Consider the following 22,076-nt stretch of genomic DNA (forward strand, 5'->3'; position numbering starts at 1 on the left):
CTCTTATTTCTTTAGCTCTCCCATTAACTGTTCTTCATTCCACACTTCAATGTTCAGCTCTTGTGCTTTTGTCAGCTTGCTTCCCGCCGCTTCTCCGGCGATGACTAAGTCTGTGTTTTTGCTGACGCTTCCAGTCAGCTTTCCGCCCAGCGCTTCGATTTGCGCTTTGGCTTCGTTTCTTGACAGCTCTTCCAGCTTTCCTGTCAGAACAATTGTTTTACCGGCAAAGTAAGAGTCGCTGTCCTCTGCTTTTACTTTTTTCGGGCCTTTGTAGAGCGTGTTTACGCCCAGCTCCTGAAGTTCATTCAAGAGTTCAAGCATTTCTTCTTTATGAAAATAGGTGATCACAGCATCAGCCATTTTTTCACCGATTTCATCTACCGCGAGAAGTTCCTCTTTAGAGGCTTTTTTCAGGTTCTCCAAGCTTTCAAAATGCATGGCAAGCGTCTTTGCGGCCTTTGATCCGATAAAACGGATGCCAAGCCCAAACAGCAGGCGCTCTAACGAATTTTCTTTTGATTTTTGGATGGAGCTGATCAGGTTTTCAGTGGACTTTTCGCCCATGCGCTCGAGCTGGATGACTCGTTCCTTCGTCAGCTTATATAAATCTGCCACATTGCGGACAAGGTTTTCCTCAAACAGCTGTGTGATCACTCGTTCGCCGAGCCCATCAATGTTCATGGCATTGCGGGAAACGAAATGGATAAGCCCTTCCCGGATTTGCGCCGGACATTCAGGGTTAATGCAGCGAAGCGCCACTTCTCCTTCGATCCGGACGAGTTCACTGCCGCATTCAGGACATTCCGTCGGCATGCTGAATTCCTTTTCTTCTCCTGTGCGCTGTTCAACGAGGACATTCACAACTTCCGGGATGATATCGCCCGCTTTTTTGACGACAACCTTATCCAAAATCCGAATGTCCTTCTCTTTAATTAAATCTTCGTTATGAAGGGATGCTCTTGAGACCGTTGTGCCGGCAACTTTTACCGGCTCAAGAATCGCGGTCGGCGTGATCACACCCGTTCTGCCGACATTTAATTCGATATCGAGAAGCTTCGTCACGACCTCTTCAGCAGGAAACTTATACGCGATGGCCCAGCGCGGGCTTTTCGCCGTAAAACCGAGCTCCTCCTGTTGATCGAGAGAATCGACTTTAATAACAATGCCGTCTATTTCATACGGCAGGTCAGCGCGCTTCGCCTGAAGCTCATCGATCAGCGTAATGACTTCTTCTATGTCGCCGCATTTTTTTCGTTCCTGATTCGTTTTAAATCCGAGTTCGTCGAGAAAATCAAGCCCTTGGCTTTGCGTCTCCACACCCATCTCGTCAAGCTCCGCTATACTGTAGACGAAGATATCGAGGTTTCGTTTCGCTGCAATTTTCGGATCGAGCTGCCTAAGTGATCCCGCCGCGGCATTTCGCGGATTGGCGAACGGTTCTTCCTCATTTTTAATCCGTTCCTCATTGAGTGCTTCAAACGAACGCTTCGGCATATACGCCTCGCCGCGCACTTCGATCGACAGCTCACGGTTCATTTTGAGGGGGATATTGCGAATCGTCTTCAGATTCTCCGTAATATCCTCTCCCGTCGTTCCGTCACCTCGGGTGGCCCCTCTGACAAAATAGCCGTCTTCATAACGGAGAGAAACAGCAAGACCGTCTATTTTCAGCTCCACATTATACGCCACATCGTCACCGACGGCTTGGCGCACACGGCGGTCGAAATCACGAAGATCATCAGCATTAAAGGCGTTGCCCAGACTGAGCATCGGTGTGCCGTGGGTGACTTTTTGAAACGCTTCAAGCACGGCTCCGCCGACGCGCTGCGTAGGAGAGTCAGGCGTTCTGAGATCTGGATGCTCCTCCTCGATCGCGATCAGCTCCTGCATCAATCTGTCATATTCCGCATCAGGGACGCTCGGTTCATCTAGGGTGTAATATTCATAGCTATACTTGTTGATGGTGCGGCGCAGTTCTTCTGCCCGCTGCTTCGCTGTTTCTTTGTCCATCTGCTTCTTCCTTTCCTCTTCGATTACTGCTTTTCAATAGGAGCAAATGCTGCTAACAGGCGTTTCACGCCAACAGGGCTCGGGAAGGCAATATCGAGCTCCGTCCCTTCTCCTTCGCCTTTCACGCTGACGACAGTTCCTGTTCCCCATTTTTTATGGCCCGCCTTATCTCCGACTGCCCAGTTTAAGGTGTCGCCGCCTGTTTTGCTGGCGTAGGATACGGGGCGTGAAACAGGGCCGCGTCTCGGCTGCATTTTTCTCGCAGACGTCGCTCTCGTTTCTTTTTTCTCATTTAGGTTTTCCAATAAATCATCCGGTATTTCAGCAATGAAGCGAGATTCCGGGTTCATATTTGTCCGGCCAAACAAGGTGCGCATTTTAGCATTGGTCAGATAAAGCTCCTGTTCAGCCCTTGTAATCCCAACGTACGCAAGGCGGCGTTCTTCTTCCATTTCCGCTTCCTCCATGAGTGAACGGCTGTGCGGGAAGACGCCTTCTTCAAGCCCCATCAAGAAAACAACCGGGAACTCCAGTCCTTTCGCGGCGTGCAGTGTCATCAGGGTGATCGCATCCTTGCCGCCTGACTCTTCCTCCTGCTGATCGAGCTGATCAATATCTGCGATCAATGCCAAGTCTGTCAGGAACGCAACGAGTGTCTTGTCTTCACTTTTCTGTTCAAAGTTTTTCGTAACAGACAGGAACTCGTCGATATTTTCTAAACGGCTTTGGGCTTCGATCGATTTCTCAGCCTTCAGCATTTCTCTGTATTCCGTCTTATCAAGAATTTCTTCTGTCAGCTCTGTAATGGATAAGTAATCCTGCATATTGGTCAGGTTTTCAATCATCTGTCTAAAGCTGTCAAGCGCGTTTGCCGCTTTGGCACTGACGCCGATAAAATCAACCTGCTGAATCGCTTGGAAAAAGGACAAGCCGTTTATGGCCGCATACGAAGCGATTTTTTCAAGTGATGTCGCGCCGACTCCGCGCTTCGGCACATTGACAATGCGCGTGAAACTGATATCGTCATCCGGATTGGATACGAGGCGCAGGTACGCAAGAATGTCTTTAATTTCTTTTCTGTCATAGAACTTTGTGCCGCCGACAATGTTATAGTTCAAGCCCGCTTTGAGAAGCGTTTCCTCAATCACACGGGACTGCGCGTTTGTCCGGTATAATATGGCGATATCAGACAGCTTCCGCTTGCCTGAGCTGTGAAGCTGATGAATTTTACCGGCCACAAACTGTCCTTCTCCGAATTCATTATCACCGCGATAATAGGAAATTTTTATGCCTTCATCGTTTTCCGTCCACAAATTTTTCGGTTTGCGGTTAGAGTTGTTTTTGATGACCTCGTTAGCCGCACGCAAAATCCGTTTCGTTGAACGATAGTTTTGTTCTAGCAAAATCACGCTTGCATTCGGATAATCTTTTTCAAATGAAAGGATGTTGGTGATATCCGCGCCGCGCCATCTGTAGATTGACTGATCAGAATCCCCGACAACGCAAAGGTTCTGGAAACGCTCGGCAAGCTGCTTAACGAGCATGTATTGCGCCCTGTTCGTATCCTGATACTCATCAACATGGATGTACTGGAATTTGCGCTGATAAAATTCAAGCACTTCAGGCACTCGGTCAAACAGTTTAATCGTCGTCATAATCAAATCGTCAAAATCGAGCGACTGGTTTTTCAATAGCTTCTTCTGATAATCAGCATATACATCGCTGACCACCTGATCGTAGTAGCCGCCAGCAACTTTAGAGAATTCCTCCGGTTCGGTCAATTCGTTTTTCGCACTGCTGATCGTACCGAGGATGCTTCTCGGGTCAAACTTCTTCGGATCAAGATTGCGCTCCTTCAAAATCCCCTTGATCACTGAAAGCTGGTCACCCGTATCAAGGATGGAGAAATTTCGGTTGATCCCAATCCGGTCGATATCTCTGCGCAAGATCCGCACGCACATGCTGTGGAATGTGGAAATCCAGATATCGTCCGCGCCGGGTCCAAGGATGCTTTCCACACGTTCTTTCATTTCGCGTGCCGCTTTATTTGTAAATGTGATCGCCAGAATGTTCCACGGCGCCACATGCTTCTCTGCCATTAAATAAGCAATTCTGTGTGTCAGGACACGCGTCTTTCCGCTTCCCGCTCCCGCCATCAGCAAAAGAGGCCCGTCCGTTGTTTTGACTGCTTCCTGCTGAACGGGGTTTAAACCGCTTAGTAATTGATTGCTAATATAATTCAAAATTTGTTCACCCGCCTATACAAAACATATGTTCTATCATAAACCAAATCCGTACAATTTACTACTCGCCTTTCACAGCCGCTACTGTTTTCAAAGCCCTGTCAAAATCTTCATACACAGCATTGCCTACAACGATCACGTCCGCATGCTCTGCGTACTGCTTGGCCGTTTCCGCATCCTTGATGCCGCCCCCATAAAACAAGGTTGACGTTTCCAATACAGCCTTCGTTTTCTTGACAGCTTCTATGTCTCCAAGCATGCCGCTGTATTCTAAATAAAAAATCGGCAGTTGCAGCAGCTCCGACACACGCGCATAGGCGACAATATCATCCATATTCAGATCGGCGTCCGCTTCAGTCAGTGCCGCGGCTTTGCAATCTGGATTTGCGATGCAGTAGCCCTCCGCCACGATTTCTTCCATAGACATCAGTTCTCCGTATTCCTTCATGGCTTTCTGGTGCATTCCGACAATCCAATCCGCGTTTTTGCTGTTTAATACACTCGGAATAAAATATAAGTCAAAGCCGGGAACGATCGCTTCAATCGCTGATACCTCAAGGACACACGGCACCAAAAACCGTCTTACCTTAGACATCATCCGCAGGACATTATCCTCTGTCACACCATCACTGCCTCCGATAATGACCGCATCCGTTCCTGATTCGCAAAGAATCTCCAGCTGTTCGTCAGGCAAATCTTTATTTGGATCGAGTTTAAAGACATGCTTCCACTCTGTTACATCGTACACGTCATACGTTCCTCCATTCGTTTGTTACCATTTAAACATTATAACAAATTCACATAGCGCGGAAAAACGGAAAAAGCCGTTAATCTCGTTATTCACTGAAAAAGGTGTTTTGATTCTATTTTCATAAAAAAAGAGAGCATATGGCAGTACCTGCATGGTGAGTCCTGTATCGGCAGGAGCACACATTTTTCACCAGATTCCTTCTGCTATTGTTTGGAAAGTGTTCAACTGTGGAAATGGTTACATAAAAAGGGAGGCTGAGAGATGGAAACCATCATAATAGCACTCATCGCATTTATCACTGGGATTATCGCTATCCCGATCGTCTTGTTTGCCTGGATCTACATAAAGGATGAAAAACAGCAGGAGCACTCAATTCTTCGCAACTATCCCGTCATCGGAAGGTTTCGGTATATCCTTGAAAAAATCGGGCCGGAGCTCAGACAGTATTTATACAGCAATGACAATGAGGAGCAGCCTTTTTCACGAAAGGAATATGAGCAAACCGTCATCTCCGGCAAATACAAAAGCAGAATGATGGGCTTTGGATCTGTAAGAGATTTTGATAAACCTGGCTATTATATCCGTAACGCTATGTTTCCAAAACAAAGGGAAGAAATGCACGTAAATCAAACGCCAAAAATTGAAACCCAAATCTATAAAATGGATGCTGACAATCTATTCAAACGCAAGGAGCATGCCGAACATATCAAGGCAGACCCGTATTTTCTCCATCCTGATGATGTACAGGTGATTGGCGAGCATACATGCGAGAAGCCATTTTATGTGAAGGGCTTAGTCGGCCAGTCCGCCATGAGCTACGGTTCTCTTGGAGAACGGGCTGTTACGGCGCTCTCAAAAGGGCTCCATCAGGCAGGCGGCACCTGGATGAATACAGGTGAAGGAGGATTGTCTGAGTATCACTTAAAGGGCGGCGCCGATATCATTTGCCAAATCGGACCGGGCCTATTCGGCGTGCGCAAAAGAAACGGGGAATTTTCGTGGGAGGAATTTAAAAGAAAAAGCAGGATTGACCAAATTAAAGCGTTTGAGCTAAAGCTGGCACAAGGAGCGAAAACCCGCGGCGGCCATGTGGACGGCGCCAAAGTATCAGAGGAAGTGGCAGATATTCGGAATGTCGAACCTGGAAAGTCGATTGACAGCCCGAACCGCTTTTATGAATTCTCAAAACCTCCTGAAATGCTCGACTTTATTGAAAAACTTAGAGATGTCGGACAAAAGCCAGTCGGCATCAAACTGGTCGCAGGGCATCCTGAAGAATTGCATGAGCTTTTCTCTCATATGCAGAAAAGCGGAAAGCATCCGGATTTTATCACGATCGACGGAAGTGAAGGCGGTACCGGAGCTTCCTTTTACGAGCTCGCGGATACAGTCGGCCTTCCGATTATGACAGCGCTGCCTATTGTTGACACGCTTCTTAAACAGTACGGCTTGCGCAGCCAGCTGAAAATCTTTGCTTCCGGAAAGCTCCTGACCCCTGATAAAATCGCGGTTGCCTTAGCCCTCGGCGCTGACTTTGTCAACATCGCACGCGGCATGATGTTTTCCGTTGGCTGCATCCGCGCTCTCGTCTGCCACACCAACACCTGTCCGGCAGGTGTGGCGACGACAGATCCGAAATTGCAAAAAGCGTTGAGCGTTGAGGAAAAACAGCATCGTGTCTGCAACTACGTCATTTCCCTGCGCGAGGGGCTGTTTAATCTTGCAGCCGCAGCAGGGATCAATTCGCCGATTCACTTTTCCAAGGAGCATGTTGTCTATCGGAAAGAGGATGGCAGTATCATCGATATCGACAACCTGATCCATCAATTTGTTTCATAAAGAAACCGCCCTTGCCGAACGGCAGGGCGGTTTTTTATTTGGAAGAAGACTCTGTTTCATTCTCCTTCACACGGTCAAGCGCCATTTCATAAGCGTCATTCCCGTAATTTAAGCAGCGTTTCACACGGGAAATCGTAGCCGTGGAAGCGCCTGTTTCTGTTTCAATCTTATGATACGTGTTTCCTTCGCGAAGCATGCGCGCCACTTCAAGGCGCTGAGCCAGCGATTGAATTTCGTTAATTGTGCATAGATCATCGAAGAATCGGTAACATTCCTCCAGGTCTTTCAGCGATAAGATCGAGTTAAATAACTGGTCCAGCTCTTTGCCGCGTAATTTATCGATTTGCATCGTTACACACCTTCTCCTTTACTAATGGAAGCCGCATCAAGATCAGGTACGATATTGATCCAAGTCTTTCCTGGCACAAACGGAAGCCACTTGCCGTCTTTTATCGGCACAATTCTGCCATTCACTTGTTTCCAGTCTGTTTCAATGACGTTTCCGTCCTGAAACAACAGACCTTTTCCTCCTGATTCCAAGTCGATGTCCCGCCTTCCATCTTGATCAATAATATGATGGCTGGCTTCAACAATGAAAATATTTTGTATTGCAACCGGCTTTCCGGTTTCCCGGTCTGTCGTTATGACACCATCAGAGCTTCTTGTATAAGATTCAGCTTTTTTATCATAGTTGTATTCGACAAGATTTGTAACGTTTTTTGTTCCATAATCTACCCGAACATTGTAAGATTCATTTGCAGATTTTGCATCTGATGTTTGAAACAGCAGCGGATTTGTTTCCTGCTTCAGCTTATAACCCTTTTGTTCCGCCGCCTTTTTTATGTAATCATAAGACGTATAGGAATTGTGGGGCGGTTTGCTGAAATCAGCTCTCCAAAATAAGCTTCCGTCAAAATCCAATCCGTTCATATAATCGGCAGCTCCGGATTCCAGCTGCTCTTTGGCGCCGGGACTCCAGCCGTGATGGACAAATATGCTGTCAAAGCCATTGCTGAGAGTGACGAAATATTCCCGCGCGCTCCGCACAGGTCCGACAGTTTCAGGCATCTGGCTTTGGAAAATGGCCAGAAATCTTGTGATTTGCCCTTCGGCTAGCGCTTCTATGACAATGTCGGCTTTAGACAGACCCGACTGCGGCCTCGCCTTCGGGTGATTGTTCACCACAACAGCAACAGGGCGGCGTTCAGTCACTTTCTGTTCAGTCTTTAGCCCCGTTAAAGGAGCTTTCAGCTTCTTTGCATTATCCGGGACAGCATCCTTCTGCTGGCAGGATACAAGCAGAAAAAACACGAAACACAGCGCGCAAACTGTCATCCATTTTTTCATATGTCGGCTCCCTGCTCTTTTATATTTTAACGCATTATCGATGGAAAGAGTACAGTTTTTTTCATGACGTCGAAGATTCCTCTTGGCGTAATGCGTATATACGGAAGGTGCGTACTTTGCAAAAAGAGCAGCGTATAGATAGGATCGCAAAACTCATAGCCTCTTTCAGTCAAAAGATCTCTCAGCTTTTGTTCCTTCTCAAGCACGTCTTCATACGCTTCCGAAGAGGCGCAGCCGCACAGCGCAAGCGGGATTTCATGCAGAATGTTTCTGTTCTCCGCTAAAACAATTCCTCCTCCGATTTCTTTCATGCGGGCGAAAGCGAGCAGCATATCCGCTTTATTTTTTCCAATCGCGACAATGTCGCCCGTCGTCGTAAAGGAGCTTACAAATCCCTGCACGCTTGAGGCAAACCCTTTTATCATCGTATTGACGCGCCATTTCCCGTGTCTGTCGAGCATCGTCAAATAACTTTCATCATGGTCAAACGAGAGCTGTTCCATCGAATTGTCAATCTCAATCATATAGGGCTCCATAATAACCGCATTCCGCATTTTCACGCCCATCGGCATAGAAAACTGCAAGTCATCCATCGTCATATCATATGAAAGTTCAAGCGAGACAAGACCGCCTTTGTGCCAGTCCGTCTTTGTAAACGCCTTCAAATCACAGCCGTCTTCACGCAGAATGGTCCCTTTTGACAGAACAGTCACGGGATTCGGATTTAACGGAGCTTCCAGTATGTTGAGCGATGCCAGTCTGCCCGGTCCGACAACTCCTAAATAATCATCCATTTGGTAATACTTTGCGATATTAAATGATGCCATATTGTAGGCGTCGATTGCAGGTACGCCTTCTTCTAACGCAATGCGAATCAGCTCGTTTGTCATGCCGCCTTTATAGAAATTCGGGGTTGCGCCATCTGTCGTGTAAAAGAAGTGGTCATAATAGCGGAAGCCCTTCTCATGCAGCTCTTGCAAGATTTTTCTTACATCGGGGCGAATGGAAGAGTTCCGAAGGGAAACATAATAGCCCAGTTCCAGCCTTCTCATCACTTCATCACCTGTCATCGCTTCATGATCACAATCCGCACCGAACAGCTTCATTTTTGTAAGCGTTTTATCAGATGCGCCGGGAAAATGCCCTTCAATGCGTTTTCGCTGTTTCTTTGTAGCTTGCATGCAGTGGAGCATTAAATCATCACCATCTACCAGGCGAGGCCATCCGGTCATTTCTCCGCCTTGAATCACATCCGGATGTTCAATCCACTGTTTTCTGACGTCAAATGGAAGGACGTGGTCCTCGTTCAGAACCTCGGTCTGGAGGTCATAGCGTGACCACCAAAAATACTGGACAGGCTGCTTTTTGAGTTCATTCAAAATCGTAAGCGCTTTCTTTTTTCCGCTTTGCAAAAGCAAAAATAAGTTATCATTCACAAATGTCGTTGTTCCGTATTGAGACACATATTCCGCCAGTGTTTGGGGATTATATATTTGAAAAGGATGTGCGTGCGGTTCAATATAACCTGGCACAATGTATTTTCCTTCACAATCAATCGTATGAATTTCTTCGGCTCTATTCGGAAGTTCATGACCCACATAAACAATGCGGTCCTGATAAATCCAAATGTTTTTTTTCAGCCATTGTTTTACATATGGATTTAAGACGAGAGCATTCCGTAAAAGGAGCGTTGGAAGCAGCTTTGAGTCTACAACATCAACCTGTGCCCTGATGTCTTTGTTTTTCCAGTTAAAGGTGCGTTCGGACATTCACATACTCTCCTTTACATGTATTAGACTCATGGTATCACATCCTTCCTCATCACGCACGATAAAAACGTTACAAATTTTTGAAGGTTCGATTAAAAAACTTTTTTATGTAAAAGGAGCGAATTTCCTTGAAGCCAAACATCAGTCTCATCAATGCCGTGTTCAGAATCGCCTGCGGATTGACGATTATGTCAGCCGCCAGCGCAAAGTTTACGAAAAAACCTTAGTGCAGAATGCATCTCTTTTACATCTTTATGGGGGCCATGAAAGCGGGTTCGGGAATCTTGCGCTTCTGTCCTGTGACCTACATGTTTCAACACAGCGATTCTGGAAATAACGAGCATCAAAACGGATAAATGGGAAAGCTTGATCACAAAACGTGATCAAGCTTTTTTTTATGCCCTCCCTTTGTTTTTATATAGATATATCCTGCAGCTGCCAGCGCTGCCGGATAAAGCAGTGCCCAGCCGCTGAATGAATAAATCACCGCGCACGCCGTAAATGCCCCGAGCGCCATCCACCAGCCTATATCTCTCCTGCCCAGCAGTTTCAGTGCTGCCGCCATTGTACATATGTAAGATGCGATAAAAGCCGCGCTCGGCCCTTTCAACAGAGTCGTCAAATCGATTTGAAACACGCCATGCGCCGCAAGCACTAAGCCAAACACTGCAGCCATCGCTGTCAAAACGCGAATAGGCGTACGTTTTGTCACACTGAGTTTTCCAAAAAATACGGGGATGTGCCCCTCTCTCGCCAATGCGTACACCATTCTGGAAAAACCAGCAATATTGGCGTGAATGGTGGCGAATGTAATAAACAGCGCTAAGCATACCGTGACGTATACACCGCTTTCCCCTGCTCCTTTTGAGATGAGCATGGCAAGCGATGCAATTTCTCCATTCTCTCCGTATGAATGAGTTCCCACCGTCACAAATGACAGCAAGATATACAGCCCTGCCACACAAGCCGCTGCCAAAAACAAGCTGATTGGGACATCTTTTTCAGGGCGATGAAACTCCTCAGCCAATGGGGTAATCATTTCCCAGCCTACAAAAGAGAAAAAAATCATAACAGAAACAGATCCCGCGGCAGACCAGCCATGCGGAAGAAACGGCTTGAATTCTGCTATCGTGACGTGTGGCAATGACACAGCAATAGAAGTGACAAGCAGAAATACGATGACACAAATAACGATTGTACTGATGTTTGCTGATAGTTGAATGCCTCTCATATGAAGCAAAATTGAGACAATCAGCATGCAGCCCGCAATCAATGTAATCTGCCAATCGGCCGCCTCTGTGATGTAACTGACGTAATGCGCGCCAGTCAAAGCGATGATGGGAACGCCGATCGGAACGGATCCTAACATGATCCAGCCCAAAATAGCCCCGGCTTTTTTCTGAAAGGCCAGCTGCACATAAACAGTGATTCCTCCCGCGCTGGGCGCTATTTTCACAAGCCGTGCCAGCGTGCCGACGAGAAGAAAAGATAAAAAAGACATGAATACCCAGACAAATAAAGAAGCCGGACCGGCCGTGTCCGCGGTAACAGACGGCAAAATTAATATCCCGCATCCTAAAACCGCCCCAATCGTTAACGCCGTCCCTTGTATCCAAGTAATAGAGCGCTGTAATTCTGGCAACATGATGCCTCCTCTCTGATTGATGGCTTTATTATAGAAAAAATAAGACGGCATCCATATGCTACAATGAAGGTAAATCAACAGCATTGCCTTACGATCAAAGGAATTTTCATTCATTCGCCTAAATATGTAAAGGAGCCAGACAAATGGACGATACAGACCTTCAGATTCTCTCGCATTTGCAGCGAAACGGCAGATTAACGATGGTTGAGCTGGGAAAGCTTGTCGGACTCAGTTCGCCAAGCGCTGCGGAGCGTGTCAGGAAGCTTGAAGACAAAGGAGTGATTACCGGCTACAGCGCGAATATCTGTTACGAAAAACTAAACAAGCATGTCACCGCTTTTATTCTCATGGAGCCAAAAAGCTGTAAGCACTACGCCGCCTTTGCAACATCGCACCCTGATGTAGCAGAAAATCACCGTATCACGGGTATGTACAGCTATGTGACAAAGGTCGTGACTGAATCGGTACATACGCTTGAGGATTTTATTGACGCCTCTATGGCCCATGGAAAACCGACCACACTCGTTGTGCTTTCTTCTTCCAGCTGCCATCCCGCTTTTCTATAACAAAAAAACCCGCAGCTAATCTGCGGGTTTTCCTCACTTATTTTTGGGCAGCCTTTAAAGCGCGTGCCCCAATATCTTTTCTGAAAAAGAGTCCCGGTTTGAATATTTCATCAACCGCTTTGTACACTCGGTCTCTAGCCGCTTCAAACGATTCATCAAAAGCTGTCACATTGGCGACGCGCCCCCCGTTTGTAACAAACTCTCCGCCTTCTGCTTTCGTTCCGGCATGGAAGACCACGACCTGCTCAGTTTCCGCAGCAAGGCTGCCGATCGGCGTGCCTTTTGCGTAGCTTTCCGGATACCCTTCTGATGCAAGCACAACACTCACTGCCGCGGTATCCTTCCATCTTAAGTCAACTTCCTTATCATCTAAAAGATCAAGAAGCACCTGCACCAGATCAGATTCCATGCGCGGAAGCACGACCTGTGTTTCCGGATCGCCGAAACGGGCATTAAATTCAATGACCTTCGAGCCGTTTTCAGTAAGCATCAATCCAGCGTACAAAACGCCAGTGAAGGAACGGCCTTCTTGTACCATTGCTTTTGCGGCCGGCTTCACGATCGTTTCTACAGCATGGCGGACCGTTTCATCCGAAATTTGCGGAACTGGAGAGTAAGCGCCCATTCCGCCCGTATTCGGGCCTTTGTCTCCGTCAAACGCACGCTTGTGATCCTGGGCAATCACCATTGGATACACTTTTTCCCCTTTGACAAAGGCCATCAGAGAAAATTCTTCACCAGAAAGATATTCTTCAATGACAACGGACGCGCTCGCATCACCGAACTTTTCATCTTCAAGAAAGTCATGCAAACATGCAATTGCTTCTTCCTCTGTCATAGCCACAGTAACGCCTTTTCCAGCTGCAAGTCCATCTGCTTTGATCACAATCGGAGCACCTTTTTCCAGCACATATGCCTTCGCCTCATCAAAGGATGTAAACGTGTCGTATTCTGCAGTCGGAATGTCGTATTTCTTCATTAAATCCTTAGCGAACTGTTTGCTTCCTTCGATGATCGCCGCGGCTTTTGACGGGCCGAACACGCGCAGACCCGCTTTTTCAAATTCATCCACCAGACCTTCAATTAAAGGAACCTCAGGGCCGACAATGGTTAGGCCGACCTGGTTTTCTTTTGCAAACGAGACAAGCCCTGCGTGGTCGCTTTCCTCAATGTTTACAAGCTGTGCGGAAGCTTCCATGCCGTCATTTCCAGGAGCTGCAAATACATTCTCGACGAGACTACTTTGCGCTGCCTTCCACGCCAGCGTATGTTCTCTTCCGCCTTTGCCGATAATTAATACATTCACGTCGTTTTCATCCCCTTAATGTTTGAAGTGTCTGATGCCGGTGAATACCATGGCAATGCCGTATTCATCCGCTTTTTTGATGGAATCCTCGTCACGCACAGATCCCCCCGGCTGAATGATAGCCGTAACGCCCGCTTTTGCTGCTTCTTCAACAGTATCCGGCATTGGGAAAAATGCGTCAGATCCGAGCGCACTGCCTTTCGCTTTTTCCCCTGCTTGCTCGATTGCGATTTTTGCCGATCCGACGCGGTTCATTTGGCCTGCTCCCACGCCGACTGTCATGTTGTCCTTCGCGAGAACAATCGCATTTGATTTCACATGCTTCACGACTTTCCAAGCAAGCTTCAAGTCTTCCCACTCTTGCTCGTTCGGCTCTCTTTTTGTCGGAATGCTAATCTCAGCATCATCAAAGCCGTGCATATCTAAATCTTGAATCAATAGCCCGCCTTGAACGGATGTCAGCTGTTTTTCCTTTTGAACAGCAGCAGATACGTCAAGCGTCAGCAGGCGGAGATTTTTCTTCGCAGTCAGGACGTCGAGCGCTTCTTGGCTGAATGAAGGCGCAATGATGATTTCTAAGAAAATGTTATGAAGCGCTTCGGCAGTTGTCTTGTCCACTTCACGGTTCAACGCGATAATGCCGCCGAAGATAGATGTTTTATCCGCTTCAAACGCTCTGTCAAACGCTTCGGCGATCGTTTTTCCTGTTCCCACGCCGCACGGGTTCATATGCTTCACGGCAACCGCAGCCGGCTCAGTGAATTCACGAACGATTTGAACTGCCGCATCCGCGTCTTTCATGTTGTTGTAAGAAAGCTCTTTTCCGTGAAGCTGTTCTGCTTGCGCAATGGAGCCTTTGACAGGAAGAGCTGTTTGATAGAAAGTTGCTTCCTGATGCGGGTTTTCTCCATAGCGAAGCGATTGTTTTTTCTCAAATGTAACAGTGAATTGCTCTGGTTCTTTTTCACCGACAACATTTGTCAGATAGTCAGCGATCAGTGCATCATATGCCGCAGTATGACGGAATACTTTTGCCGCGAGCTCGCGTTTTTTCTGAAGAGATACGCTGCCTTCTTCTTTGATTTGACTCAGCACTGGGCTGTAATCGGCCGGATCGACGATAACCGTTACATCCTGATGGTTCTTTGATGCCGCACGCAGCATGCCCGGTCCGCCGATGTCGATATTTTCGATTGCTTCTTCATACGTGACGTCTTCTTTAGAAATCGTTTCTTTAAATGGATAGAGGTTGACGACAACGAGGTCAATCGGCTGAATCCCGTGTTTATTGATCTGCGCCATATGCTCTTCATTGCCGCGAACCGCCAGAAGACCGCCGTGAATATTCGGGTGAAGGGTTTTTAACCGGCCGTCCATAATTTCAGGGAAGCCTGTCACTTCCGAAATTCCGATCACATCCACACCGTTTTCTTGAAGAAGCTTTTTCGTTCCGCCTGTGGAGATGACTTCAACGCCAAGCTCTGTCAGTTCTTTTACGAAAGGAACGAGATTTGTTTTATCTGAAACACTGATTAACGCACGTTTAATGGTCATGCCTTTTCACCTCTGTTATTTAATCCTAATAGCTGTTTAATCACACTCGGATACCATTTATGCTCAAGCTTGTGAATCCGCTGTTCGATTGTTTCCAATGTATCATGTTCATCAATTTCGATTGCCTTTTGAGCGATGATCGGACCTGTATCCATTCCTTCATCGACATAATGCACAGTGATTCCTGCTACCTTCACACCCGCCCGGAACGCCTGTCCGACTGCGTCGATTCCAGGAAACGCCGGAAGAAGCGACGGGTGAATGTTAATGATTTTTCCTCCATATGCTTGAAGGAGCGTATCACCGATCAGCCTCATATAGCCGGCAAGAACAATCAATTCAACCTCGTGAAGACGAAGCTGTTCAATGATGGCTTGTTCAAATGCGGCCTTGTTTTCATAAGACTTGGGCTCAAATGAGAAGGATGGAATGTGGAATGCTTCCGCCCGTTCGATGACTTTCGCCTGCGGTTTGTCGCAAACGAGGAGCGCTGCTGACGCATCCCAGTTCTCCTCCTTCAAACGCGTGACGATGGCTTCGAAGTTTGAACCGTTTCCTGATGCAAATACCGCAAACTTTTTCATGAAAGTGCCGCACCGCCGAATGTGACGCCTTCACCTTTTTTCACACGCCCGATTAAATAGGCTTTTTCTCCATGGCTTTCAAGCGTTCCGATCACATCTGTCAAATGCTCTTCTTTGACAGCCAAAACAAAACCGATACCCATATTAAAGACGTTGAACATGTCTTCTTCCTTTAGCTTGCCATACTCTTGCAAGAAAGAAAAAATTGGCGGGATCGGCCATGAGCCATGATCAATTTCCGCACTTAAGCCTTCCGGAAGCATACGCGGAATATTTTCAATAAATCCTCCGCCTGTCACGTGCGCCATGCCGTCGATTTTTCCGCTTTTGACCGCGGCAAGCACAGGCTTCACGTAAATCCTTGTCGGTTCAAGCAACTCCTCGCCAAGCGGGCGTTCAAACGGCTCATATGTTGTATCGAGGTCAAGCTCCGCATCATCCAGAAGCACTTTTCTGACAAGGGAAAATCCGTTGCTGTGAAGACCGCTGGAGCTGAGGCCGATCAAAAGATGACCCTCTTTGATGTTTTCTCCAGTGACGATTTCGTCCTTTTCTGCCACTCCGACTGAGAAACCGGCAATATCGTATTCATCAGCTGTATAGAGTCCCGGCATTTCAGCCGTTTCACCGCCGACTAAGGCTGAACCTGACTGCTCACAGCCTTCCGCAACACCTTGTACAATCTGTTCAATTTTCACTGGGTCCGCTTTGCCGACCGCTAAATAATCGAGGAAAAACAGCGGCTCTGCACCTTGTGCCAGCACGTCATTGACACACATTGCAACAGCGTCCACGCCAATCGTGTCATGCTTATCCATGGAAAAAGCGAGCTTTAATTTTGTTCCGACACCGTCCGTTCCCGAAATGAGAACTGGTTTTTGATAAGAAAGCTCAGACAGGTCAAACATGCCGCCAAAACCGCCAAGGCTGCCCATAACGCCAAGCCGTTTCGTGCGCTCCACGTGTTTTTTCATTCGTTTTACGGCTTCATATCCGGCTTCGATGTCAACTCCTGCGTTTTTATATGCTTCAGACATCCTATTCACTCCTTTAAGGCGCTTTTCAAAATATCTCCCCGAAAGAGGGCAGAAAGAGAAAGGCAGCCTAACTGCGCTGCCTTTATGTCATTTTTCAAGTTTTATTTGGTTAATACTGCTTCTTTTACGTGAGGAAGCACTGTATCCTGGTAAATTTCAGTCGGATATTTTCCTGTAAAGCAAGCGAGACACTGTCCGCAATTCGAGTCATCGTATTTTCTGCCGATGCCTTTCAGCAGCCCTTCCACACTCAAAAATGAGAGGGTATCGGCTCCGATTTCCTGACGGATTTCTTCAACAGAATGCGAAGACGCGATCAGTTCTTCATGTGTGGAAGTGTCAATGCCGTAAAAGCACGGATGAGCGATCGGCGGTGAACTGATTTTCACATGCACCTCTGTCGCACCCGCTTCTCTTAGCATCGTGACAATCCGGCGGCTAGTTGTTCCGCGCACGATAGAGTCATCCACCATCACGACGCGTTTGCCTTCTACAACCCCGCGCACCGCAGACAGCTTCATTCTGACGCCTTGCTCACGCAGAGCCTGGGACGGCTGAATAAACGTTCTGCCGACATAGCGGTTTTTGATTAAACCGAGCTCATACGGAATGCCTGTTGCCTCTGCATAGCCGATCGCCGCAGAAATACTGGAATCCGGAACCCCGGTTACGACGTCAGCTTCAACTGCGGATTCCTGAGCCAGCATTTTCCCAAGGTTTTTACGGGCACTGTGTACGTTAATACCGTCAATATTGCTGTCTGGTCTGGAGAAATAAATGTACTCCATGCTGCAAATGGAACGGTTGATATTCATGGAAAAACGCTCTGATTTCATTCCTTCATCATTAATGATCAGCATTTCTCCCGGCTCTACCTCACGAAGGTACGTTGCGCCGACGACGTCAAATGCGCATGTTTCTGATGCGACCACATAAGCGTCGCCCATCATGCCGATGGATAGCGGTCTCAGCCCGTTTGGATCAAGTGCGACAATCATTTCTGTTTCGGTCATGATCAGGAACGCGTAGGCGCCTTTCAGCATAGAAAGCGAGTTTTTAATTTGGTCCTTCAGCGTGAAGTGTCCGCTTCTTTTGATCAGGTGAGCCAAAACCTCTGTATCCGAAGAGGTTTGAAAGATGCTCCCTTGATTTTCGAGCTGCTGCTTCAGCTGAGTGGCGTTGACAAGATTTCCGTTATGAGCAAGCGCCAGGCTGCCATTGTTTTGGGAACGGAAGAGGAGCGGCTGAACATTTTCGTATCCGCCGCCTCCAGCCGTTGCGTACCGAACGTGCCCGATAGCGCCTTTTCCCTTTACTTTGCTGAGTTCGCCGTTTTGAAATACTTCAGTGATCAGACCTTGGCCTTTGTGAGCCGTCAGCTTTTCACCATCAGTCGCTACGATGCCCGCACCCTCCTGTCCTCGGTGCTGAAGGCTGTGGAGACCGTAATACGTGATTTGCGGGGCTTCTTCATGTCCCCAAATCCCAAAAACGCCGCATTCTTCATTTAAGCCTTTGATTTCAGCAAGCATGGGATAGCTCCTTTCCATACGCGTTCAAGCTCTTTCGTTTGCGCATGAATCATTTGTTGTCCGTCTTGGTTTTGAATCGCCAGAATTCCGTCAGCTGTTACCTCACCAATATGAACCGCATCTTTGACAGTTGCTTCAAACGCAGCTTGATGTTCTTTTTTCACTGAAACGACGAAGCGGGATTGAGATTCAGAGAATAATAACGCCGCTTCCCCTTCTACAGTCACATTAGCGCCAAGGTTTTCCGTCGTCATGACACTTTCCGCAATCGCTACGCCTAAGCCGCCTTCAGACACATCATGCGCAGATTGAACGAAGCCTTTTTTAATCGCGTCAAGCAGTGCTTTTTGACGAGACAGCTCTACATCAAGATCGATTTGCGGCGCTTTGCCGTAAATGCGGCCTTCTGTCATTTTTTGCAGCTCGCTTCCCGCAAACTCTGGTTTTGTTTCGCCGATCACGTATACGAGATCTCCTGCTTGTTTGAAATGCTGTGTTGTAATGTGCGCTGTATCTTCAATTAGGCCGACCATGCCGATAACTGGTGTCGGATAGATCGCCGTGCCGTTTGATTCGTTATAAAGCGATACGTTACCGCCGATAACCGGAGTGCTGAGAACATTGCACGCTTCGCTTATGCCGTCTGCCGCTTTTTCGATCTGCCAGAAGATTTCCGGCTTCTCCGGGTTTCCGAAGTTAAGGTTATCTGTGACCGCAAGCGGTTCTGCGCCTGAGCAAATGATGTTGCGCGCTGCTTCAGCGACAGCAATTTTCCCTCCGACTTCAGGATCAAGATAGAGATAACGCGCGTTACAGTCTGTCGTCATCGCCAGCGCCTTTTTCGTTCCGCGGATTCTGAGAACACCAGCATCAGACCCAGGAGCGACAACTGTATTCGTGCGCACCATGTAGTCATACTGATCATACACCCACTCTTTACTCGCAATCGTCGGCTGCTGAAGAAGGGCCTTCAGCGTTTCATTCGCATCTTCAATTTGCGGAGCCTGAACGTCCGTTTCCAAAAACTCGCGATAGTAAGCAGGCTCTTGAGAAGGCTTATGGTAAACCGGTGCTTCTTCTGCCAAGGCATCAACAGGCAGCTCGCACACAACCTCTCCTTTGTGTGTCAGGCGAAGCATTTTATCATCTGTCACATGTCCGACAGAAACCGCTTCAAGATCGTACTTGTCAAAAATATCGATGATTTCCTGCTCACGTCCGCGCTCAATAACCAAAAGCATCCGTTCTTGTGATTCAGAAAGCATCATTTCATACGCGGTCATGCCTGTTTCGCGCTGAGGAATCAGGTCAAGGTTCATTTCAATGCCAGAACCGGCTTTACTTGCCATTTCTGCACTTGAGCTTGTTAAACCGGCAGCTCCCATATCCTGAATGCCGACTAAGGCGTCGCATTGGATGACTTCCAGACATGCTTCAAGCAAAAGCTTCTCCATAAACGGATCGCCGACTTGGACAGCAGAACGCTTTTCTTCAGACGAGTCTGACATTTCTTCAGAAGCAAACGTAGCGCCGTGGATGCCGTCACGCCCAGTTTTCGCTCCTACGTACATTACTGTGTTGCCGACACCTTTTGCCTGGCCTTTTTTGATGTCTTCATGATTGATTAAACCGACGCACATTGCGTTGACGAGCGGATTTCCTTCATAGCTGCTGTCAAACTGCACTTCTCCGCCGACTGTGGGGATGCCGATACAGTTGCCGTATCCGGCGATACCCGCTACTACTTCTTCAAACAAGTACTTCACGCGTGGTGAAGTCAGTTCACCAAATCGAAGAGAGTTCAATACAGCGATTGGGCGTGCACCCATTGAGAATACATCACGGATAATTCCGCCTACGCCAGTCGCAGCGCCTTGGTAAGGCTCGAGAGCTGATGGGTGGTTATGTGATTCAATTTTGAACACAACCGCTTGGTTATCACCGATATCAACGATTCCGGCGCCTTCCCCCGGCCCCTGCAGCACACGCTCGCCGCTTGTCGGGAATTTACGCAGAATCGGCTTTGAGTTTTTATAGCTGCAATGCTCAGACCACATGACAGAAAAAATTCCGATTTCTGTGTAGTTCGGCAATCTTCCAAGAATGGATTCTATCAATGCAAACTCATCATCACTGACACCCATTTGCTGATACAGTTTCTCTTCTTTTATTTGTTCTTTACTTGGTTCAAGCAGTAGTGACATGAGTTTCCCTCCAATTTTTCACGATAGACTGGAACAATTTAAGACCGTCGGCGCTTCCAAGCAGTTCATCGACCGCGCGCTCAGGGTGAGGCATCATGCCTAATACATTGCCTTTCTCATTCACGACACCGGCAATGTCGCTGACACTTCCATTAATATTAGAGCCGTATGTGAAAGCAATTTGATTGTTTTCCTTTAATGTAGCAAGCGTCTCGTCATCACAGTAGAAATTCCCTTCACCATGGGCAACCGGGATTGTAATCGATTCTCCCTTTTCGTAGGAAGCTGTGAATAAGGTTTCGTCGTTCTGAACAATCAATTCAACCGGACGGCAAATGAACTTCAGATCTTTGTTGCGTCTCATTGCGCCTGGCAGCAGCCCAAGCTCCTGTAAAATCTGGAATCCGTTACAGACGCCAAGAACAGGTTTTCCTTCAGCCGCTGCTTGTTTGACAGCTGGCATAATATTCGCAAATCGGGCGATGGCACCGCATCTTAAGTAATCGCCGTAAGAAAATCCTCCCGGAATTAACACGCCGTCGAAGCCGTCAAGACTTGTTTCCTCATGCCAGACGTATTCCACTTCATGGCCGAGCTCATCCTTTACAGCATGATACATATCGATATCACAGTTGGAGCCGGGTAACACAATCACCGCAAATTTCACTGTGCGACTACCTCCTCAACCTCGTATCTGTAATCTTCAATCACTGTGTTCGCAAGAAGTTTTTCGCACATTTCTTTCACTAGCACGTCAAGATCACGGTCAGATTTTTCAATGGTAAGCTCCATGTATTTCCCGATGCGCACATCTTGAACTTCGTTATAAGTCATACTGTGCAAGGCATGCTGGACAGCGCTCCCTTGTGGATCTAGTACACTTTCTTTTAAGCTGACATAAACTTTTACTTTATACATGATGAATGCCTCCCAGTCTTTTGAAAATCTCTTCGTATGCGTCGGTTAAGCTTCCCAGATTGCGTCTGAATAAATCTTTGTCCAGCTTTTCGTTCGTTTCTTTATCCCACAAGCGGCATGTGTCAGGTGAAATTTCATCCGCCAAAAGCACTTGCCCGTCTGCATCTAGACCGAATTCAAGCTTGAAATCTATTAATCTGACATGACAATCGTCGAAAATGCTTTGAAGCTCTTCGTTTACTGTTTTTGTAATGGACTTAATGGTTTCTACCTGCTCAGGAGTCGCTGCTTTCAAAAGCCAAATATGATCTTCTGTGATGAGCGGATCACCCAGCGCGTCATCCTTGTAGTAAAACTCGATAATCGGCTGCTCAAGCTCCGTGCCTTCTGGAATGCCGAGACGTTTGGACATGCTTCCTGCCACAACATTTCTGACCACGACTTCAAGCGGCACAATCGTTACCTTTTTAATGAGCTGTTCCGTTTCCGAAATGCGCTCGATAAAATGATTGTTAATGCCCTTTCCATGAAGGTGTTTGAAAATTAAGCTTGAAATCTCGTTATTTAAGCGCCCTTTCCCGCTGATTTCTGCTTTTTTCTCGCCGTTAAAGGCAGTGGCGGAGTCTTTATACACGACATACAGCGTGTTTTCGTCATCGGTTTTGTAGATCTTTTTTGCTTTTCCTTCGTATAAAAGTTCATTCTTCACAATATTCACGGAAGGCCTCCTAACCCGAATGTTGGGAATTTTCAAACTGCGGCGGCTTAGAA

At 47.4% G+C, this 22,076-nt stretch carries 18 protein-coding genes and 1 pseudogene; 3 read left to right on the top strand and 16 right to left on the bottom strand.

Annotated features, from left to right (window positions below; genetic code table 11):
- Positions 1-3 precede the first annotated feature (3 nt).
- The 3 genes from ligA to PUN35_RS11145 all read right to left on the bottom strand — a co-directional run bounded on the left by ligA (position 4) and on the right by PUN35_RS11145 (position 5,001).
- The gene (ligA, locus tag PUN35_RS11135; RefSeq protein ID WP_014479075.1) at positions 4-2,010 is read right to left on the bottom strand and encodes an NAD-dependent DNA ligase LigA; all 2,007 of its coding nucleotides are present in this window, start codon (positions 2,008-2,010) and stop codon (positions 4-6) included.
- A 23-nt stretch (positions 2,011-2,033) separates the two neighbouring features.
- The gene (gene pcrA, locus PUN35_RS11140; RefSeq protein WP_014479074.1) at positions 2,034-4,253 is read right to left on the bottom strand and encodes a DNA helicase PcrA; all 2,220 of its coding nucleotides are present in this window, start codon (positions 4,251-4,253) and stop codon (positions 2,034-2,036) included.
- A 61-nt stretch (positions 4,254-4,314) separates the two neighbouring features.
- Positions 4,315-5,001: a heptaprenylglyceryl phosphate synthase gene (locus tag PUN35_RS11145; protein ID WP_014479073.1), complete on the bottom strand. Its 687-nt coding sequence runs from the start codon at positions 4,999-5,001 to the stop codon at positions 4,315-4,317.
- Between the two features lie 264 nt (positions 5,002-5,265).
- Between PUN35_RS11145 and PUN35_RS11150 the strand changes: the two genes are divergently transcribed.
- A complete protein-coding gene (locus tag PUN35_RS11150; RefSeq protein ID WP_031600238.1) occupies positions 5,266-6,843 on the top strand; it encodes an FMN-binding glutamate synthase family protein in 1,578 nt (525 codons plus the stop codon).
- Positions 6,844-6,877: 34 nt separating this feature from the next.
- Here the strand turns inward: PUN35_RS11150 and PUN35_RS11155 are convergent, their stop codons facing one another.
- The 3 genes from PUN35_RS11155 to PUN35_RS11165 are packed head-to-tail and all read right to left on the bottom strand — an operon-like array spanning position 6,878 to position 9,959.
- Entirely contained in the window at positions 6,878-7,192 is a 315-nt protein-coding gene (locus PUN35_RS11155) for a YerC/YecD family TrpR-related protein (protein WP_014479070.1), read from the bottom strand.
- Between the two features lie 2 nt (positions 7,193-7,194).
- Positions 7,195-8,190, bottom strand: coding sequence for a DUF3048 domain-containing protein (locus PUN35_RS11160; protein WP_014479069.1), 996 nt, complete (start codon positions 8,188-8,190; stop codon positions 7,195-7,197).
- A gap of 26 nt (positions 8,191-8,216) precedes the next feature.
- Positions 8,217-9,959, bottom strand: a complete 1,743-nt coding sequence (locus tag PUN35_RS11165; RefSeq protein ID WP_014479068.1) for an adenine deaminase — start codon at positions 9,957-9,959, stop codon at positions 8,217-8,219.
- 128 nt (positions 9,960-10,087) lie between these two features.
- Here PUN35_RS11165 and PUN35_RS11170 point away from each other — a divergent pair.
- Positions 10,088-10,315: pseudogene (locus PUN35_RS11170) on the top strand (DUF2892 domain-containing protein).
- Between the two features lie 14 nt (positions 10,316-10,329).
- On the opposite strand, the gene PUN35_RS11175 reads toward PUN35_RS11170, so the two are convergent.
- Complete coding sequence (locus PUN35_RS11175; RefSeq protein ID WP_014479066.1) at positions 10,330-11,604, bottom strand: APC family permease; 1,275 nt, start codon at positions 11,602-11,604, stop codon at positions 10,330-10,332.
- A gap of 143 nt (positions 11,605-11,747) precedes the next feature.
- Between PUN35_RS11175 and PUN35_RS11180 the strand changes: the two genes are divergently transcribed.
- Positions 11,748-12,170 carry an Lrp/AsnC family transcriptional regulator gene (locus PUN35_RS11180; RefSeq protein ID WP_014479065.1) on the top strand — a complete coding sequence of 141 codons (423 nt, stop codon included), beginning with the start codon at positions 11,748-11,750 and terminating at the stop codon, positions 12,168-12,170.
- A 37-nt stretch (positions 12,171-12,207) separates the two neighbouring features.
- Here PUN35_RS11180 and purD read toward each other — a convergent pair whose 3' ends face one another.
- The 9 genes from purD to purC form a co-directional block, all read right to left on the bottom strand.
- Complete coding sequence (gene purD / locus PUN35_RS11185) at positions 12,208-13,476, bottom strand: phosphoribosylamine--glycine ligase (RefSeq protein WP_014479064.1); 1,269 nt, start codon at positions 13,474-13,476, stop codon at positions 12,208-12,210.
- 15 nt (positions 13,477-13,491) lie between these two features.
- Positions 13,492-15,030 (bottom strand): bifunctional phosphoribosylaminoimidazolecarboxamide formyltransferase/IMP cyclohydrolase, encoded by a 1,539-nt coding sequence (gene purH, locus PUN35_RS11190; protein WP_014479063.1) that lies wholly within the window; start codon positions 15,028-15,030, stop codon positions 13,492-13,494.
- Positions 15,027-15,614 (bottom strand): phosphoribosylglycinamide formyltransferase, encoded by a 588-nt coding sequence (gene purN, locus PUN35_RS11195; RefSeq protein WP_014479062.1) that lies wholly within the window; start codon positions 15,612-15,614, stop codon positions 15,027-15,029. The genes purH and purN overlap by 4 nt, the downstream gene beginning before the upstream one ends.
- The gene (gene purM / locus PUN35_RS11200; RefSeq protein WP_014479061.1) at positions 15,611-16,651 is read right to left on the bottom strand and encodes a phosphoribosylformylglycinamidine cyclo-ligase; all 1,041 of its coding nucleotides are present in this window, start codon (positions 16,649-16,651) and stop codon (positions 15,611-15,613) included. Before purM ends, purN begins: the two co-directional genes overlap by 4 nt.
- A gap of 101 nt (positions 16,652-16,752) precedes the next feature.
- Positions 16,753-18,183: an amidophosphoribosyltransferase gene (gene purF / locus PUN35_RS11205; RefSeq protein WP_003233947.1), complete on the bottom strand. Its 1,431-nt coding sequence runs from the start codon at positions 18,181-18,183 to the stop codon at positions 16,753-16,755.
- On the bottom strand, positions 18,159-20,387 hold the full coding sequence (purL, locus tag PUN35_RS11210) for a phosphoribosylformylglycinamidine synthase subunit PurL (RefSeq protein WP_003233949.1): 2,229 nt from the start codon (positions 20,385-20,387) through the stop codon (positions 18,159-18,161). Before purL ends, purF begins: the two co-directional genes overlap by 25 nt.
- On the bottom strand, positions 20,371-21,054 hold the full coding sequence (purQ, locus tag PUN35_RS11215; RefSeq protein ID WP_003243954.1) for a phosphoribosylformylglycinamidine synthase subunit PurQ: 684 nt from the start codon (positions 21,052-21,054) through the stop codon (positions 20,371-20,373). The genes purL and purQ overlap by 17 nt, the downstream gene beginning before the upstream one ends.
- Complete coding sequence (gene purS / locus PUN35_RS11220) at positions 21,051-21,305, bottom strand: phosphoribosylformylglycinamidine synthase subunit PurS (protein WP_003219409.1); 255 nt, start codon at positions 21,303-21,305, stop codon at positions 21,051-21,053. The genes purQ and purS overlap by 4 nt, the downstream gene beginning before the upstream one ends.
- Positions 21,298-22,023, bottom strand: coding sequence for a phosphoribosylaminoimidazolesuccinocarboxamide synthase (purC, locus tag PUN35_RS11225; protein WP_014479060.1), 726 nt, complete (start codon positions 22,021-22,023; stop codon positions 21,298-21,300). The genes purS and purC overlap by 8 nt, the downstream gene beginning before the upstream one ends.
- Positions 22,024-22,076: the final 53 nt, after the last annotated feature.

The organism is Bacillus sp. N3378-2at (genome assembly GCF_033412715.1).
In the GTDB taxonomy this organism is placed as follows: Bacteria; Bacillota; Bacilli; order Bacillales; family Bacillaceae; genus Bacillus; species Bacillus subtilis.